This is a genomic window from Vibrio sp. 1CM7H (assembly GCF_023161645.1).
GTDB classification, from domain to species: Bacteria; Pseudomonadota; Gammaproteobacteria; order Enterobacterales; family Vibrionaceae; genus Vibrio; species Vibrio diabolicus.
Genome location: NZ_JALNTV010000009.1, coordinates 55,132 through 72,178, shown reverse-complemented (window position 1 = coordinate 72,178; position 17,047 = coordinate 55,132). Strand labels below are relative to the sequence as shown.

Below are 17,047 nucleotides of genomic sequence, written 5' to 3'. Positions count from 1 at the left end.
GTGGTTGAAAATCAAAGTCGAGCGACGCTAATCGTTTTTGGGGTAATTGCTACCATCATTGCTGTTGGCTTGGCGGTCAAATTACGTCCTGTTACTGAGCAGGCGCAAGTGACCGGAGCGAAGTTGGCGAGAGTTTGGATGCAAGATAGTGTTCAGCGTTATCGTCAAGCTTGGTTAGTACAAGGCGAGCCAAAACATATGCTGATGGATGGTTTTAACCTTACTATGACTGAGGGCGGGCTAGTGTCTCCCTTTACTCAACAAGGTGTTTTAGATTGTGGTTATTGGCTAGCAGTGCATTATCCACAACGTAAAATAATGACTAATAAGTTAATAGATATCAGTGGGGCCATCAAAACTGATCGTTATGTCTGTCAGTATACTTATGAAAATGGTCAGTCGATTGTAGTTATTTCAACAGCTAATCAACTGAAAATAGACGTCGAAATGTCGGCGGAGTGAATTTTTTGACACCTAATCACTATAATTGGTATTGAAAGTCGGTATAATGCAATCATTACCATAAGTAAGACGTTGTAATAGAGGGTAAACAATAATGTGTTTTTCTCATTGCAGCGTGAACTGAATAATGGCGAATCGTCATTCTGCTCAAGCGGTAGATACAGTATCCACTTCACGGTCAGTTTTAGTGAACGTTGCTGCCCCAAACCGTTTTGACAATATCCAAAATGGTCGCGTGACCTAAACGAAACTTTGCAGTTGTACTGCATGCTTACATAGAGAGAGTAAACAATGAAAAGACAAGGTGGTTTCACCCTTATCGAATTGGTAGTGGTAATTGTAATCCTAGGTATTCTAGCGGTAACTGCAGCACCACGTTTTTTGAACCTACAAGATGATGCTCGAGAGTCTGCAGTTCAGGGGCTGAAAGGCGCGATGGACGGTGCAGCAGGTATTGTATATGGTAAAGCAGCTATTGAGAACCAAGACGGAGCTACTGGAAAGCTTACAATTAATGGTGAGACTCTTGACCTGATTCATGGTTTTCCTCAAGCTACCTCTTCGGCACTTAATTTAGCTGTTGATGGTTTACAAGATTGGGCTCTATTGATTGATAACAATAATGGCACGACAGCAGGCTCTAGCATTACTTACGGTTTAAAAGGATACACTGACAAGTGTGTGAAATATACTTCAGCTTCAGGAAAGGATAGCCCTGCAAAAACTGAAATAACAGATACTTGCTCTAAATAAAATTTTAAAGGCCAGCTAGTCTGGCCTTTAACTCTATATTTTGATTGATCTCGGAATAGTTCATATGCGTAAATCATCAGGTCTTAGTGCAATAGAGTTTGTAGTTGTGCTGATTATCTTGGGTGCGATCGGTTATGTGGTATTACCAAGATTTATCAGCTTTGAACCAGAAACTTACGAAGCAAAGTGGGAGCAAACCAAGCAAACCGCTGAGCATGTTTCTGAAACATTGAGCAATAAAGAAACTTACGATCGAATTGAAGAAGAGATTGGTCGTTCAAAAGGGCAAAATAACTAGACATTGGTTATTTGTTCGTCTGTTCACACTTCGAATCGAAAAATTATAAACCTATCATTAATCTCATAATTTCATCGTATACTTATCTCGCTTGTTCTAAGCCTAAGGTTGGGTTATGAAAATTCGCAGCTCTGCATTAGGGTTCACGTTAATGGAGTTAATCCTCGTGATTGTTCTCCTCTCTATCCTTTCACTTTTTGCAGCCAGCCGTTTTATGGGCTCTGGCAGTTTCTCTGCATATGCATTACAAGAACGCGTGATTTCTGTAATTCGCCAAGTACAGGTGAATCGTATGCAGTCGAATGTTGCAAGTCCGGATAACAACTTTCGTTTGCTAGTTTCTAGCTCATGTGTTGGTTCGGTTGCTGCCTGTGCACTAACAGGTAGTGCACAAGACGCCCGTAGTGACGTGGTTATCGATAAGTCCGCAAAGTTTTCACTGACCAATGCTGTAACTAATCCAATCGAGTTTAATTTGTTGGGTAATCCAATAAACTCAGCGAGTGGTGGTGTTTCAATCCTGATTGAAGATAAGCATGGTCGAAGCCGTTGCCAAGTTGAAATTAATACTCAAGGTTATGTTTCTAAAGGTACATGCTCATGAAGAAATCTAGCGGCATGACTTTGATTGAAATGATCATTGCAATCGTTTTAATGGGCATTGCGATGGTGGCGTTTACTTCTTTTCTTGTCCCTCAAATTCGAGATTCAGCTATTCCTCATTATCAAACCCGCGCCGCCGCATTAGGCCAAGGTTTTATGTCTCAGATATTGGCGCGAGGCTTTGATGAAAACAGTGATTTTGATGGCGGCACCATTCGATGTGGTGAGAATGGAGTGAGCTGCACTGACGTAAATAAATTAGGTGCGGATAAAAGACTAGACGGTTCCTTGGAAACAACGCCTAGTGATTTCAATGATGTCGATGACTATATCGGGTGTTGGAGCACATCTACAACAGCTTCTCAGTGTGATGGTGCCTCTAGAGGGAATATCAGTGATGTACTTGGTGCGGACAGTACTGAGCAGTACAAAAACTTTAGATTAGAAGTTAGCGTTGCCTATGATGATCTGACGGATAAAGCTCCCGATGAAATAACCGAATACAAAAAAGTAACATTAAGGATTTTTGCGGGGAACACGCAGCCCCTTACTTTAACAGCTATTAAGGGGAACTACTGATGAAAGATCGTGGTTTCACCTTAATGGAAATGATAGTTACGATTGTGGTCGGCAGCTTCATCATGTTGGGGATAGCTGGGTATGTCCAGTTAGGAATGAAAGGTTACGTTGATACTATCGATCGCCAACGAATACAAACACAGGCTCAGTTTGTTTTAGAAAAGATGACGCGTGAAATCCGCCATGCTGTACCTAATAGTTTTCATGTTCCAAAAGGAACAACTAATTGTCTAGAGTTTGTGCCGATTGAATATTCTGGTTTTTACACGTTTAAGAATAATGACTTAGAGTTTTTGCTAGGTAATGACTCAACGCTTAATCCTATTCCTGTGAATCGCAGGATGGTGATAAATCCGAGCCGATATGAAGATTTACAATCAACTTCTTCGCAAAATATAGCCATTGGTGGTTTATCAAAAAACGGTAACGTTTTTGTCGTTAGTGGGGCGGCAAATACGATTGCGGGCAACTCTGTTTCGAGCCGTCTTTATATTTATAAAGAGAAGTCAGAGGTTCGCTACTGTTTCGATGCCAAGCAAGTTACGCGGAATGGTATTACGGTTGCAGATAGTGTCGATACGTCCGTAAGTGGTATGCGTTATCTAGAGCCTACTCTGCAACGAGGTGGTTTAGTTCATATAAATCTAGAGTTTGAGCAGGATGGTGAACGTAGTGTGTATCAACAAGATGTGCAGGTGCTCAATGTCCCATAGAAGAAACTCCAGCGGAAATGTACTAATCATCGTGTTATTCGTCATTATTGTAATGGGATATTTGGCTTCCTCTTTAATGAAAGTGACATGGTCGAATCAAAGCGGATTAACAAGAGAGTTTTTGGGAACAAAAGCTTGGTTTGTTGCTCAGTCTGCAAATGAGTGGGCACTGACCAAGATGTATCCGTTAAATGCCAGTACAACAGATATCGCGGCCGTATGCAGTGGGGAGGTCAGCGGTGCCGTTCCGCAAGTAGCTGTGGGAAGTGGGTGCAAGGTTAATGCGATGGCATGTACAAATATAGGTACTTTCAATGAGGGTACCCTTGATGCTGAATCTCTGTTTAGGGTGCAGGCCACGGCAACGTGTGGTTCTGGGGTTATACAGGTACAGCGTCAGCAAGAGGTTTGGGTAAAGGATTAGAATAATGAAAAAGACCATACTATTTTTAATTTCGCTATCACTGTCTGCCTTTTCATACGCGGATACCTGGCAAGCTACGGAGTCTTGTTCGGTTCAGCTAAAAGATTCGTTTGCGTTCGAAGCTGAATATCAAGCTAATCAACAGAATGGCGTGATCTATTTAAGAAAACAAGGTGGCGGAAATGGCCGTGGAAATGGCAATGTGATTTTGCATCCGCTTTGGTCGGCAGATGATCAGGTTTCGGGTATTTTTGGCGAATATGATTTAAATGACGGTCAGATTTATACCCTGCGCATTGAGTACCACAATGTAAGAAAGCACGGTAATACCTATTCTGCCGACTTGGATTATTTCCTTTATCACAATGGTGTACAGGTTAAGGCGGCCAGTGCAGAGAACCACTATTTCACCAACATGTCAGATCGGGCCGATGTTTTCTTTGATAACGGACGTGGGCTTTCTGGTTTAGATTGTAATCCTGGCCCGAGACCGACGCCTAACCAGACTCCCAGCTTTGCGGTGCCGGATAATGTGTGTCAGCTCTTCCCTGAACCTGTCCAAGGCTGGCAGCTGGAAGAAAGCAAACTGATTGTGACTAATTCAACTGTCAGGGCGTTGGGCTGGTCTGACGAATATCTGGCGGACAGCCGCAACTTCTACACCTACAAACAGAACTGGGACAGCGGCAGCGAGTGGCGCAACCTGCGCGTGGGCTTTGATAGCGGTGAGCAGGCCTCACAGTTGTACAAGGACAAAACCCCTTATATCTGTAATAACGAGTTTGGCTGTTTCCCGAAAGATGGTTTGGCGGGAGATGGCAGTTTGGCGGGTGGTGATGGCCTGACAGAGCGACGCAAAGCGGAAAAACCGAGTGCTCTGAACGCAACCTTTAACGCCACTAAACAACAGGCTATTCGTACGAATCCAAGTGCAAAAAAATACTATGGCAAGGTTTGTGGTAATGGTTCAGATGTTTGTAGTTACCAAGAATTCGGCGATCGCGTTGTCATCAGCTTGAAGCGCGACCTTAAACGACTAAAGATTATTGAAAGTGCAAACAGTCAAAAGGTTGAACTGAAGATCGTTGGTGAACGAAAAATAGAAGAGTTGGTTTACGAGTCTAAGTCCAATCTCTCACTATATTTGGCCGATAACACCAACCTGACAGTGAAAACTTTCAAAAATATAGGCGCCAAGCCGAAGCTGATTTTTGGTAGCAACGTTACCTGGAATGTGGTGGGTACGAATCAGACGCCCGGCTCGTATACCGGCAACAATGCTGATTTTAAACTCGAAGATGCCTATTTTGATTACCGTACCACACAAAGTGATTTGGTATTGCCGGTGATCTATGGGCCACAGGCGAGTGTGCATTTCAAAACCGCCGCGTCACAACAGTTTAAAGGCTTTATTCTTGCCAAGAGCCTGGTGCTGGATACCGGCGAACAAATTGACGGTGCGGTCACCAGCCGCTGGTTAGATATGCGAGGTTTGACCCAAGTTGCCAAACCGGACTATCCGCAGCCGTGCTGGACGCCGCCGCAGCCTAAGCAGTGTAAGCCATTACCACCCGAAAACTTCGATAACGGCAGCCTGGCCAACTGGTCAGTGATGGGTTTTGAAAGCAGTACCCAGCCGCAGACGAACAATGGGCGTTTCAGGCTGAATGAAAGTATACGTCGTCAGGCCACGGCGTCGGCCTACAATTATGTCTTTCCATCGGCACAAAACTATTTGCAGATTGAGTTTGATCATTACGCCTTTGGTGGTGATGGTGCTGATGGTATAGCTCTGGTGCTGTCGGATGCCAATGTGCTGCCGAAAACCGGTGCCTTTGGCGGCCCGCTGGGCTACGGGATGAAGCTGCAGAAAAACCACAGCGAAGAAGTGACTAAAGACATTGAAGGCTTTGCTGGAGGCTGGCTAGGAATCGGTCTTGATGAATACGGTAACTATTACCGTACTGGTGGAGAGGTTGTTGATAAATATTCACCACGAAAACAGAACTTGATAGGTGTTCGTGGTCCCGGCTCCACGGACTCAAATGGTCAGTGGCTTAAGGGCTATAAATACATTAAGGGCTATGAACCTAGTCGAAAAGATCTACCAGTTGAAGATATTGATGGTCCCCGCAGTGGCTTACATAAATACAGAATCGTGCTCAACTCACGTGAGGCAGGTAAATATTATCTCTCGGTCGAAAGAAAAATAGATACAGGAGAATGGAAAACACTAATCGAGAAGTTTGATGTACTTCAGCAGGGCAGCTTTAATACGGTGCCAGAGAATTTCCGCCTTTCTGTCACCGCATCAACCGGTTGGTCGACCAATACTCATGAGATTGATAACTTCCAGGTTTGTGCCGATGAGGCCATCCCGCTGACCGAAGGCATCCACCACTTTGAGTTTGATTATTCGGGCTCAGGCAGCACTTGTCAGGCCTCTCAAGTGGAGCTGCGAGCGTGCATGAATGCGGACTGTAGCAAGCGCTATCCGCGTGACGCATACAATAACGGGATGCTTAAGCCACTCAATGTGACGCTGACGCCTTCGGCGGGGCATGACATTGCTAACTGGGTCGGTGGTACACAGGTAACTGTTCAAAACCAGAAGGAATTAGCGCTAAAGGCTTCGGAATCTGGCACTATTACCATGGGCGTGGCCAGCAGCTCGGTACCGCAGTTTGGTTTTGAAGGTGCACGCTGTCGTATTAATGGCGGCGAGCTCTCGGCAGAGAACTGTGAGGTGACTTTCGTTAAGAATGTTTTAGCGGTCAACGTGGCCGATGTGGTGGCCAACCGCCAAAGCCAGGGTGAGGATCACTTGTCGTTCTGTTCTGCTCAGGCAGATGCGGACGGTGAGTCGCGCAACGTGAGAATGTCGATGGCGTATGAAGTTGCACCGGTTGATAAAACTCAGCCGGTGTCGATCTGGTACAAGAGAAAGGTCGGCAACAACACGATCGACTGGACAAGTGAGCCAACTTTACTTCAGACACAAAGTACAGTGTTGAATAATGTGTATTTTGACTCGCAGGGCAAGGCGTACTTTAAAATTAAGTATCCGGAAGCCGGCAAAGTGAAACTCAATGCGAGCGTCGATGGTGTGGGCGATTCTGCCGGCTTTGCCAGCTTTGTCAGCTTCCCTGAGTATCTGAAGCTAACGGCAACCAAAGCGGATAAAAAAGGTACCTGCACCAAGGCCGTTTCTGGCTGTAGCAACAGTTTTGTTGCCGCTGGTGAGTTGTTTGACCTGACCGTGACCGCCTATCAGGCGGCGGATGGAAATACAGAAAAGGTCGCAAAAAACTACCAGGAGCCGGCCATTACTATCGCCAACAGCGTGAAATACCCGGCTGAGGGGGCTTCAGCCACTCTGTTGAATACATCACTGCCGGAGGGGAGCAAATGGGCAAATGGTAAGGTGATGCTGCCGCAGTCGGTCTCGGAAGTCGGCGCATTTGCATTTAGCGTAGCTGCACCAGTTGCGAGTGATGAAAACGGCAAACCGCTGGCTACCTCAAGCTATTTAGGTAGTAGCGCGTTCAAAATTAAGGATGCAGTAGCGACAATAGGCCGCTTCTATCCGGCTTACTTTAACGTTACGGAAACCAACTGGGACTATCCGGATAACCAGGGCGAGTCGGCCTACATGGGGCAGGCATTCGATTCGGTAAGCTTTGCTGTGACCGCCTATAACGCCAGTGGCGGCGCGACACAAAACTACGGTTTGTTTGCCAGTGGATTAAAAGCCGATTTCTATCTGTCCGGTGAACATTCGGATCGCTTGAATATCGCGAATGCGGATCTCGGCGATAAAAACTGGAGCGGCGCGGTGTGGCGTAAGCAGTGGGATAATTCGGTTCAATGGAGCAAACCAATTTTGCCCGATGGGCCGTTTAACTCGAAAGTGGTGGTGGACAAATCTACCAGTACCTCGATTGGCCTGTCATTGAGCAACTCAGGTGGTAAAACCAGTAGCTATGTTGACCCGACATTATTCAGGTTTAAAAGTAGCGTTAATGGCAATGAACGATTGACTACCAACGTGGCTCAAGCATTGCTGGCACAACCGGATGTGCGCTTTGGTCGCATCGCTCTTGATGATGTTGGTGGTAACCAAGGCTCGACATTACATGTGCCACTTCGAGTTGAATACTGGAATGGTAGCCGCTTTATTGTTAACCCGAACGATAGCCAAACAGAAGTAACAGGTGTTAAAGCTGCGCAACAGCATATTTGGCCGACAGATCAGAGTGCAAAAGATGTAATTCTAGGCGACGGTGGTACCGTTTCCTCAGGTTCTTCTCGCTCTGTTACTGCAACTCAAGCTGAACCATACCGTCAGCAAACGCGCGTTTGGTTAGATCTTGATGATTCAAAAAATGGCTTACCTTGGCTCAAGTACAACTGGGATAATAAGAGCCCTGGTGAAGAAAACCCATCCTCTGTCGTCACCTTCGGTATTCATCGTGGTAACGATCGCGTGATTTACCGTGGTGAGCCAGGGTTAACCGGACAGTAACAACTTAGGTTTTTGCCCTTAAGTTAGGAAACTGCAAGAAATTGAGGCTTTCTGCTCATGTTTGTGTACCAATACCTTGCTGTGACAGCGAGGCATTGGTACATTTAGAGCAATTTTTGTCTTCTATATTTTTGCAGGATGAGCGAAGAGTATGTTTAAGAAACTTCGTGGCATGTTTTCTAACGATCTATCTATCGATTTAGGTACAGCCAACACTCTAATTTACGTAAAAGGGCAAGGTATTGTCCTTGATGAACCTTCTGTAGTTGCTATTCGTCAAGATCGTGTAGGTTCTGCAAAAAGCGTTGCTGCAGTCGGTCACGCAGCAAAACAGATGCTTGGTCGTACACCTGGCAACATTTCCGCTATCCGCCCAATGAAAGACGGCGTAATCGCTGATTTCTACGTAACCGAAAAAATGCTTCAGCACTTTATCAAACAAGTGCATGACAACAGCATCCTAAAGCCAAGCCCACGTGTTCTTGTTTGTGTTCCTTGCGGTTCTACCCAAGTTGAGCGCCGCGCAATTCGTGAATCAGCACTCGGTGCTGGCGCGCGTGAAGTTTACCTAATCGACGAGCCAATGGCGGCGGCAATTGGTGCTGGTCTGCGCGTGTCTGAGCCGACAGGTTCAATGGTGGTTGATATCGGTGGTGGTACAACTGAAGTTGCCGTTATCTCTCTAAACGGTGTGGTTTACTCATCGTCTGTACGTATCGGTGGTGACCGCTTTGATGAAGCCGTGATCAACTACGTACGTCGTAACTACGGCAGCTTGATTGGTGAAGCCACGGCTGAAAAGATCAAACATGAAATCGGTTCTGCTTACCCTGGCGATGAAGTTCAAGAGATTGAAGTTCGCGGTCGCAACCTTGCAGAGGGTGTGCCACGCAGCTTTAGCCTGAACTCAAACGAGATCCTAGAAGCGCTTCAAGAGCCGCTATCTGGCATCGTCTCAGCAGTCATGGTTGCACTAGAGCAGTGTCCACCAGAGCTTGCTTCAGACATTTCTGAAAACGGCATGGTTCTGACTGGTGGTGGCGCGCTACTGAAAGATCTCGATCGACTATTAATGGAAGAAACCGGTATCCCTGTGGTTATCGCGGAAGACCCACTAACGTGTGTTGCGCGTGGTGGCGGTAAAGCACTAGAAATGATCGACATGCACGGTGGCGATCTGTTCTCTGAAGAATAAAGGTTTAGGTGAAGCTCATGTCGGGCTTCACCTTCATTTCTGCTCTCTCTGTAATTCAAACATGCTCCATACCTAAAAGTATTTATTTAAGTATTTTTAGGTTGCCAAGTAAGGCTCAATAATCATGGAAGCAATCAGGTCAAAAACAAGATGAAACCGATTTTTGGCAGAGGTCCGTCTCTGCAATTACGTCTGTTTTTTGCTGTCATCGTGTCGGCGAGCTTAATGCTGGCTGATAGTCGTCTAGATACGTTTTCCAACGTCCGATACTTATTGAACAGTATGGTTGCGCCCATTCAATACGCAGCCAATTTGCCTCGCAGCATGTTCGATGGCGTATTTGAACGTTTTAATACTCGTCAGGCATTAGTTGAAGGCAATCGCAACTTAAAGCGAGAAGTGCTACGCCTGAAAAGCGAGCTGATCTTGCTCGATCAATATAAAGAAGAAAACCAACGTCTACGCAAATTGTTAGGCTCTTCATTTGTCCGGGATGAAAAGAAAGTCGTAACTGAAGTGATGGCGGTTGATACCTCACCTTATCGTCATCAAGTGGTGATTGATAAAGGACAAATAGACGGTGTGTACGTCGGACAGCCAGTGATCAACGAAAAAGGCATTGTTGGTCAGGTCACGTTTGTCGCAGCGCACAACGCACGTGTTCTGTTGCTAACGGATGCGAAAAATGCGATTCCTGTCCAGGTGATCCGTAACGATATTCGAGTGATCGCGTCGGGCAATGGTGAAATGGATGAAATCCAACTGGAGCACATTCCAACCAGTACTGATATTCAGGTTGGCGATCTATTGGTGACATCCGGCCTAGGTGGGATTTACCCAGAAGGGTACCCAGTCGCGACGGTTAGCAATGTGGATCACGATACGCGCCAAGAGTTTGCGTCAATCAAGGCTGAGCCAGTTGTAGAGTTTGATCGTTTACGTTACCTACTGCTGATTTGGCCGAATGAAGATCGTCAACACAAAGTGCTGCGATCCAATGTGGATGAAGGGCTAGAGCAAGAAGAACAAGAGGTAACTGATGGCCAATAATGTAGTGAGCAGCCGAATGGTGATTGGTGTCAGTTTCTTCGTTGCGCTGGTATTGCAAACCATTCCGTGGCCAGGTGTGTTGGATGTTTTACGTCCATCATGGTTGTTCCTTGTCACGTGTTATTGGGTGTTGGCACTGCCGCACCGAGTGAACGTTGGAACCGCGCTAGTGCTGGGCTTATTATGGGATATCTTGATCGGCTCAACGCTTGGAATTCGCGGCATGATGATGTCGATTGTCATCTATCTGGTGGCGTTGAATTTCCTATTGATTCGTAACATGGCATTGTGGCAACAGTCGATTTTAATTGCCTTTTTTACTGCGTTATTGGAAGTTTTGATATTCTGTGGGGAATATTTGAACCAGGACGTAGTATTTAATCCATTATCTCTGTGGACGGCAGCAATAAACTGTATACTTTGGCCATGGATGTTTTTATTAATGCGACGAGTTCGTCGTGCATGGCACGTAAGGTAAAGCGGTGAAGAAAAGCTTATCTCTCGTTCTTGCTTCGGGTTCTCCGAGAAGAAAAGAGCTGCTTGCTCAACTAGGTTATGACTTTGAGATCGTATTGCCTGATATTGAGGAAGCCAAACAGGCTCATGAGCAAGCACGAGATTACGTGCTGCGTCTTTCTTTGGAAAAAGCTCAGGCAGGCTTAGCATTAGCTAAGCCTGATTCCGTTGTATTGGGCTCTGACACGGTCGTAGTATGCGATGACCGTGTGCTAGAAAAACCAAAAAGTTTTGAAGATTCAAAGCGTATGCTTACTGACTTATCCGGTCGTCGTCATCAAGTGATGACTGCGGTGAGCGTCGTATCATCGGAACAACAACATTCAGTGGTCGTCACCACTGACGTGTGGTTCAAGCAACTGACTCACGAAGAAATCGAACAATATTGGCAGTCAGGAGAGCCATGCGATAAAGCTGGAAGTTATGGTATTCAGGGACTCGGAGGGCGATTTGTCACCCGAATCGAAGGCAGTTATCACGCTGTAGTAGGCTTACCTTTGTTCGAAACCGATCAGCTAATTCAAGAATTTTTATAATTGTTTTGAGGTGTGCACATGAGTGCAGAATTGCTGCTTAACGTGACCCCGAGTGAAACTCGTGTGGCCATGATTGAAGGTGGAGTACTACAAGAAATACATATCGAGCGCGAATCGCGTCGCGGCATTGTGGGCAATATATACAAAGGCAAAGTCAGCCGAGTACTGCCAGGTATGCAAGCGGCTTTCGTCGATATCGGTTTAGATAAAGCGGCGTTTTTACATGCGTCAGATATTGTCCCGCATACCGAATGTGTGGCAGAGAACGAAAAACAGCAGTTTCAAGTCCGTGATATCTCTGAGCTGGTACGTCAGGGACAAGACATTGTTGTACAAGTGGTCAAAGATCCGCTCGGCACGAAAGGCGCGCGTTTAACGACTGACATCACATTACCTTCACGTTATCTTGTCTTTATGCCGGGTGCCAGCCATGTTGGTGTCTCGCAGCGTATTGAGAGTGAGAAAGAGCGCGAGCGTCTGAAAAAAGTGGTGAACCATTACTGTGATGAGCACGGTGGTTTTATCATTCGTACCGCAGCGGAAGGCGCAGATGAAAAAGAGCTTTCTCAAGACGCGGCATTTCTTAAGCGCTTGTGGCTAAAAGTCATGGAGCGTCGTTCAAAATACAAAACGCGTTCAACGCTTTACGGTGAGCTTGGTTTGGCCCAGCGCATTCTGCGTGATTTTGTCGGCACAGAGCTCGATAAAATCATGGTCGACTCCCGCCTCGAATATGAAAACCTGAAAGAATTCACTTCTGAGTATGTACCTGAGTTAACAGACAAGCTTGAGCTTTACGAAGGTGACAAGCCAATCTTTGACATGTACGACACCGAGAATGAAATTCAGCGTTCTTTAGAGCGCAAGGTTGAGCTAAAGTCGGGTGGCTACTTGATCATCGATCAAACTGAAGCCATGACAACTATCGACATCAACACTGGTGCATTTGTTGGTCGTCGTAATCTTGAAGAGACCATCTTTAATACCAACATTGAGGCAACGCAAGCTATTGCTCGTCAGCTGCGTTTGCGCAATCTCGGCGGCATCATCATTATCGACTTTATCGATATGGCGTCTGAAGAGCACCGTCAGCGAGTGCTTACCTCATTGGAAACCGCACTGGCTAAAGACCGAGTAAAAACCAACATCAACGGCTTTACTCAGCTCGGCTTAGTCGAGATGACGCGTAAGCGCACACGAGAAAGTATTGAACATATCTTGTGTTCTGGCTGTCCTACTTGTGAAGGCCGTGGTAGCGTGAAAACGGTTGAAACCGTGTGCTTTGAGATATTACGCGAGATTACTCGTGTAAACCGTGCTTACGACGCCGATAATTTTGTTGTGTACGCATCGCCGTTTGTTGCTGAAGCGCTGTTGGGGGATGAGTCTCATGCATTGGCTGAGCTCGAAGTATTTATTGGCAAGCAAGTGCGAGTTCAGGCTGAGCCCCTGTACATTCAGGAACAGTTTGACGTCGTAATGATGTAATTTGGAACATTTGTGAATTCTGGTGTTAACCGTTTTGGGCGTTTTTGTGCGTGGAGTTTAGTTACTGTATTGGTGTTATTGGCCATATTAGTAACCACACTGCGCGTCACATTGCCACAACTTAACCACTTCCAAGATGAGATCAAAACCTGGGTCAAGCAGGACACAGGTTTTGACTTTTCTATCGCCAACGTCGCAGGGACGTGGCGCAATAATCACCCCTCCATCGCGCTACTCGGTTTAGAAGCGAACCTGCCGAATATTCAGGATGCACGCTTTGCCGTTGAAGAAATCCAAATTGAATTCGATCTCATTCAATCTCTTTTGCAACTCAAACCGGTGGTCGCAGACCTCACCATCCATAACCTCGCTCTGGATATTCACACCGTAGACATTCTGCCGACCTCTAGTCGTCAAGAGCAGGAACCGAGTGTGGACAAGAGCGAAGTGAAGCTCATCGACCAACTCGACTCACTTCTTTTACGTCAGTTTGAAGACTTCACCATTACCGACTCACGGATTTGGTATAAATCGGTATCTGGTGAGACTCGCCGTTTAGATATCGAGCAGCTCCGTTGGAGCAACCAAGGCAAGCACCACTTAGCAGAAGGCACCGTGAACATTGCCGATGTTCGTCTGAATTCATTGTTAGTGAGCGCTAACTTTAAAGACCATGGTTCGCTGCGTGATGTGTCTGGTGAGTTTTACGTGAGTGCCCAAGATGTCTCAGTGACGCCTTGGTTAACCACTTACATGCAAGAAGAGTCGGGTGCTGAGTCGGGTAAGGTCAGCTTAAACACTTGGCTGACGCTGAAACACAGCCAACCGAATGATGCGTATGTTGAACTATTACCTTCTGAGCTGGTGTGGAATGAAAACGGTCGTCATGAGCTGTTTATCGAGTCAGGTATTTTCAATCTTCGACCAGATAAACAAGGTTGGAAAGTAAATGGTCACTCACTGCGGATCCGAACCGACAACACCCCTTGGCCGGAATTAGACGCAGCGTTTGATTGGCAACCGAATGGTTGGACGCTCAACCTTTCTCAACTCGATATCGAAGCACTTATTCCGCTCATCAAATTGGCTCCAGAGTCAGAATCGACCAGTGACCTTATCAACAAATTGGCACCGAAAGGCCGAGTTGAAGATGTTCGCTTGTCCATGAACGGTGGTTTAGACACGTTACGCTACTCCGCGGAACTGGATGAACTTGCGATGACGCAATGGGAACTGCTACCAGGATTCCATCATGTACAGGGCAGTGTATCTGGTGATTTAGATCAAGCCAAAGCGAAAGTAACCGTCATTGATGATGTCTTTCCGTACGGTGATGTATTTCAAGCTCCGCTGAATATCAAACAAGGTGAAGTCGATATTATCTGGCAGCAAGATGAGAGCGGCTGGCGCTTGTGGTCTGATAAAGTGACGGCAGCGACACCGGATCTTCAAGTACTAGGAGCATTCCGTCTTGATTTTCCAAAAGAACAAAGCCCATTTTTATCGTTTTATGCTGAAGCAGATCTCTATAACGCAGGTGAAACATGGCGTTACCTGCCGACTCTGGCACTCGGACAAGACTTAACGGATTACCTATCGACTGCGATTCAAGGTGGTAAAGTGAATACGGCTAAGCTGCTGTGGTATGGCGAGTTAGGGGATTTTCCTTACAAAGATCATAATGGCATGTTTCAGGCGTGGGTCGGTTTAAAAGACGCGAAATTTAGCTTTGATACGGCGTGGCCAACCATCACTGATCTGCAGCTGGACTTGCTGTTTGAAAATGATGCCATGTATTTGGATTCAAAGTCCGCTACGCTAAATGGTGTTCATGCCAAGCGTATTACTGGGCGAATCCCTGAGTTGGCGGAAGGTGGACACATTGAGATTGAAGCCAAAGCGAGCGCGCCGGGCAATGAAGTTCGTGACTACATGATGGCGACGCCATTGGTGGACTCGGTCGGGGCAGCGTTGACGGCGCTGCAAGTGAGTGGTCCGGTTTACTCTGAGTTCCAGCTCAACATTCCGTTTGATTTTGAAAAAGAGTCCCGTGCTTGGGGTTATGCCGATTTAACTGAAAACCGTGTCGATATTGAAGCGCCGCCAATGACGCTGGAGAAAGCCACAGGGCGTATCCACTTCGATAATGATGTGGTCACCACATCGGGTTTGTCTGCAGAGTTGCTTACCCAGCCTATCTCCCTCGATTTTCGTGGTGAGAGTGCGGAACAGGGCTACAATGTGACGATTAATACATTAGGGGATTGGGACGTTGAGCCTCTCAAACCTTATGTTGGTGAGCGTTGGTTAAAGCTTGTTTCTGGGCATGCGCCGTGGCAAATGGACATTGACTTACAACTTAATGATGTAGGCTTCACCTATCAACTTGATGTGTTGGCGCAGCTAAATCGTTTAGCGAGTCAATATCCCTATCCGCTAGCGAAACAAGTTGGCGAGTCCGGGCAAGCAAAACTACAGGCATCCGGCAACCAAGAAAGCATTTCAGCAAGACTACAGATACCAAATGCTAAGTATCAAACCGAGATAGATATAACTGGCGATGTACCTGTTCTGACGGCGACTCATTTAATGGTCGGCAAAGGTGGTTTCAGGATCAGCCCTATTGTCGGACACGATGCATCAGTGCGTGTCGGTGAGCTTAATTTAGACCAGTGGGCAGAGCTGCTTCAGGGCTCGGAAGGTAAGCAATCCTCATCTGTTCTGGCAAGCATGAAGACGCCGAGTATTCCATTGCCTACACGGATTGATGTTGAAACGCCAAACTTGCAGCTTGGTGGGATTGAGTTTCATGATGTGGACTTCTCCGCAAGCAAGAAGAATTTGAGCTGGCAACTCGATGTGGACAGTCAAGAGGTTAAAGGTAAGGCTAACTACTTGAAACCGTATGACTTATCGGTCTCTTTGGAGCACTTGCACCTGTATATTCCAGGGTTTGAAGAGATGACCAAAGAGCGTAGCTCGCTCTTTGCCAGTGAAGACCAAAACGCGCCTTTGATTACCAATTTTGACCGTCAGTTTCACGCTGAGATGCCAAACTTAACTTTGAACATCGATGATTTTTGGTTGCAAGGTTACAAAGTGGGGAAGGTGAATGTTGATTTGCAGCGTCGCGAGAACCGTTTGGAGTGGAAAAATATCACCTTTAGCAGCGGCAAAAACCGTATTGATATGAGCGGTTGGTGGGACCTGACAAAAGAGAGCAGCCATTCCAACTTAACCATGAAAATGAAAGGTGATAACAACACTGACCTTATGGAGCGCTTTGGTATCACATCAGGTATTCAGCAGGCACCATTTGAGATCAACGCCAATATGGAATGGGACGGCGCGCCTTGGTCGATGAAGACACAAACCTTGCAAGGGAATGTCTCAACGGAATTTGGTAAAGGCGTGATCAGTGAAGTCAGTGGTGCGGCACGTTTGTTAGGCCTGTTCAGTTTGGATTCTATCATCCGTAAGATGCAGCTCGACTTTACCGACGTATTCGACAAAGGCATGGCGTTTAACTCGATCACAGGCACGGGCAAAATCCAAGATGGCGTATTTATCACCAACGATATCGTGATGGATGCGTTAGCAGGGGAAATGCAGATCCGCGGCATCGCCAATATGAACAGCAGAATGGTCGATGCGGAAGTGAAGTTCACCCCAGACATCACATCAGGCCTACCAATGCTGACCGCGTTTGCAGTAGCGCCACAAACCGCGTTGTATGTTTTAGCCATCTCAACAGTGATTTCTCCGGTGGTTGAGGTCTTCACTCAAGTCAATTATGAAGTGAAAGGCCCACTAGATTCACCAACGGTAAAAGAAATTTCTCGAAGTAAAGGTGAATACAAACTGCCAGAAAAGCTGCGTGAACAGGCCAAATAACTCACCGACTA

The 17,047-nt window shown here is 46.4% G+C and carries 14 protein-coding genes; all 14 read left to right on the top strand.

What is annotated here, in order from left to right; all coding sequences use genetic code 11:
- The 14 genes from MSG33_RS20935 (at position 1) to MSG33_RS20870 (ending at position 17,036) form a co-directional block, all read left to right on the top strand.
- On the top strand, positions 1-462 hold the full coding sequence (locus MSG33_RS20935; RefSeq protein WP_012841372.1) for a hypothetical protein: 462 nt from the start codon (positions 1-3) through the stop codon (positions 460-462).
- 291 nt (positions 463-753) lie between these two features.
- A complete protein-coding gene (locus tag MSG33_RS20930) occupies positions 754-1,215 on the top strand; it encodes a type II secretion system protein (protein ID WP_248381994.1) in 462 nt (153 codons plus the stop codon).
- Between the two features lie 64 nt (positions 1,216-1,279).
- Positions 1,280-1,513: an MSHA biogenesis protein MshA gene (locus MSG33_RS20925; protein ID WP_248381992.1), complete on the top strand. Its 234-nt coding sequence runs from the start codon at positions 1,280-1,282 to the stop codon at positions 1,511-1,513.
- 115 nt (positions 1,514-1,628) lie between these two features.
- Positions 1,629-2,117: a type II secretion system protein gene (locus MSG33_RS20920; RefSeq protein WP_248381990.1), complete on the top strand. Its 489-nt coding sequence runs from the start codon at positions 1,629-1,631 to the stop codon at positions 2,115-2,117.
- Entirely contained in the window at positions 2,114-2,695 is a 582-nt protein-coding gene (locus tag MSG33_RS20915; RefSeq protein WP_114323986.1) for a type II secretion system protein, read from the top strand. Before MSG33_RS20920 ends, MSG33_RS20915 begins: the two co-directional genes overlap by 4 nt.
- Positions 2,695-3,408, top strand: coding sequence for a prepilin-type N-terminal cleavage/methylation domain-containing protein (locus MSG33_RS20910; protein ID WP_248381988.1), 714 nt, complete (start codon positions 2,695-2,697; stop codon positions 3,406-3,408). The genes MSG33_RS20915 and MSG33_RS20910 overlap by 1 nt, the downstream gene beginning before the upstream one ends.
- Positions 3,398-3,832 (top strand): hypothetical protein, encoded by a 435-nt coding sequence (locus MSG33_RS20905; protein ID WP_025625468.1) that lies wholly within the window; start codon positions 3,398-3,400, stop codon positions 3,830-3,832. Before MSG33_RS20910 ends, MSG33_RS20905 begins: the two co-directional genes overlap by 11 nt.
- Before the next feature lie 4 nt (positions 3,833-3,836).
- Positions 3,837-8,357: a DUF6701 domain-containing protein gene (locus MSG33_RS20900; protein WP_248381986.1), complete on the top strand. Its 4,521-nt coding sequence runs from the start codon at positions 3,837-3,839 to the stop codon at positions 8,355-8,357.
- 151 nt (positions 8,358-8,508) lie between these two features.
- Complete coding sequence (locus tag MSG33_RS20895) at positions 8,509-9,552, top strand: rod shape-determining protein (protein ID WP_005381144.1); 1,044 nt, start codon at positions 8,509-8,511, stop codon at positions 9,550-9,552.
- 150 nt (positions 9,553-9,702) lie between these two features.
- Positions 9,703-10,602, top strand: a complete 900-nt coding sequence (gene mreC, locus MSG33_RS20890) for a rod shape-determining protein MreC (RefSeq protein ID WP_104974767.1) — start codon at positions 9,703-9,705, stop codon at positions 10,600-10,602.
- Positions 10,592-11,080, top strand: coding sequence for a rod shape-determining protein MreD (gene mreD, locus MSG33_RS20885; protein ID WP_012841380.1), 489 nt, complete (start codon positions 10,592-10,594; stop codon positions 11,078-11,080). Before mreC ends, mreD begins: the two co-directional genes overlap by 11 nt.
- A 4-nt stretch (positions 11,081-11,084) precedes the next feature.
- The gene (locus tag MSG33_RS20880) at positions 11,085-11,654 is read left to right on the top strand and encodes a Maf family protein (protein WP_104970986.1); all 570 of its coding nucleotides are present in this window, start codon (positions 11,085-11,087) and stop codon (positions 11,652-11,654) included.
- 18 nt (positions 11,655-11,672) lie between these two features.
- Complete coding sequence (gene rng, locus MSG33_RS20875; RefSeq protein ID WP_005381138.1) at positions 11,673-13,142, top strand: ribonuclease G; 1,470 nt, start codon at positions 11,673-11,675, stop codon at positions 13,140-13,142.
- Positions 13,143-13,154: 12 nt separating this feature from the next.
- Positions 13,155-17,036, top strand: coding sequence for a YhdP family protein (locus tag MSG33_RS20870; protein WP_248381984.1), 3,882 nt, complete (start codon positions 13,155-13,157; stop codon positions 17,034-17,036).
- The last annotated feature ends 11 nt before the right edge of the window (positions 17,037-17,047 follow it).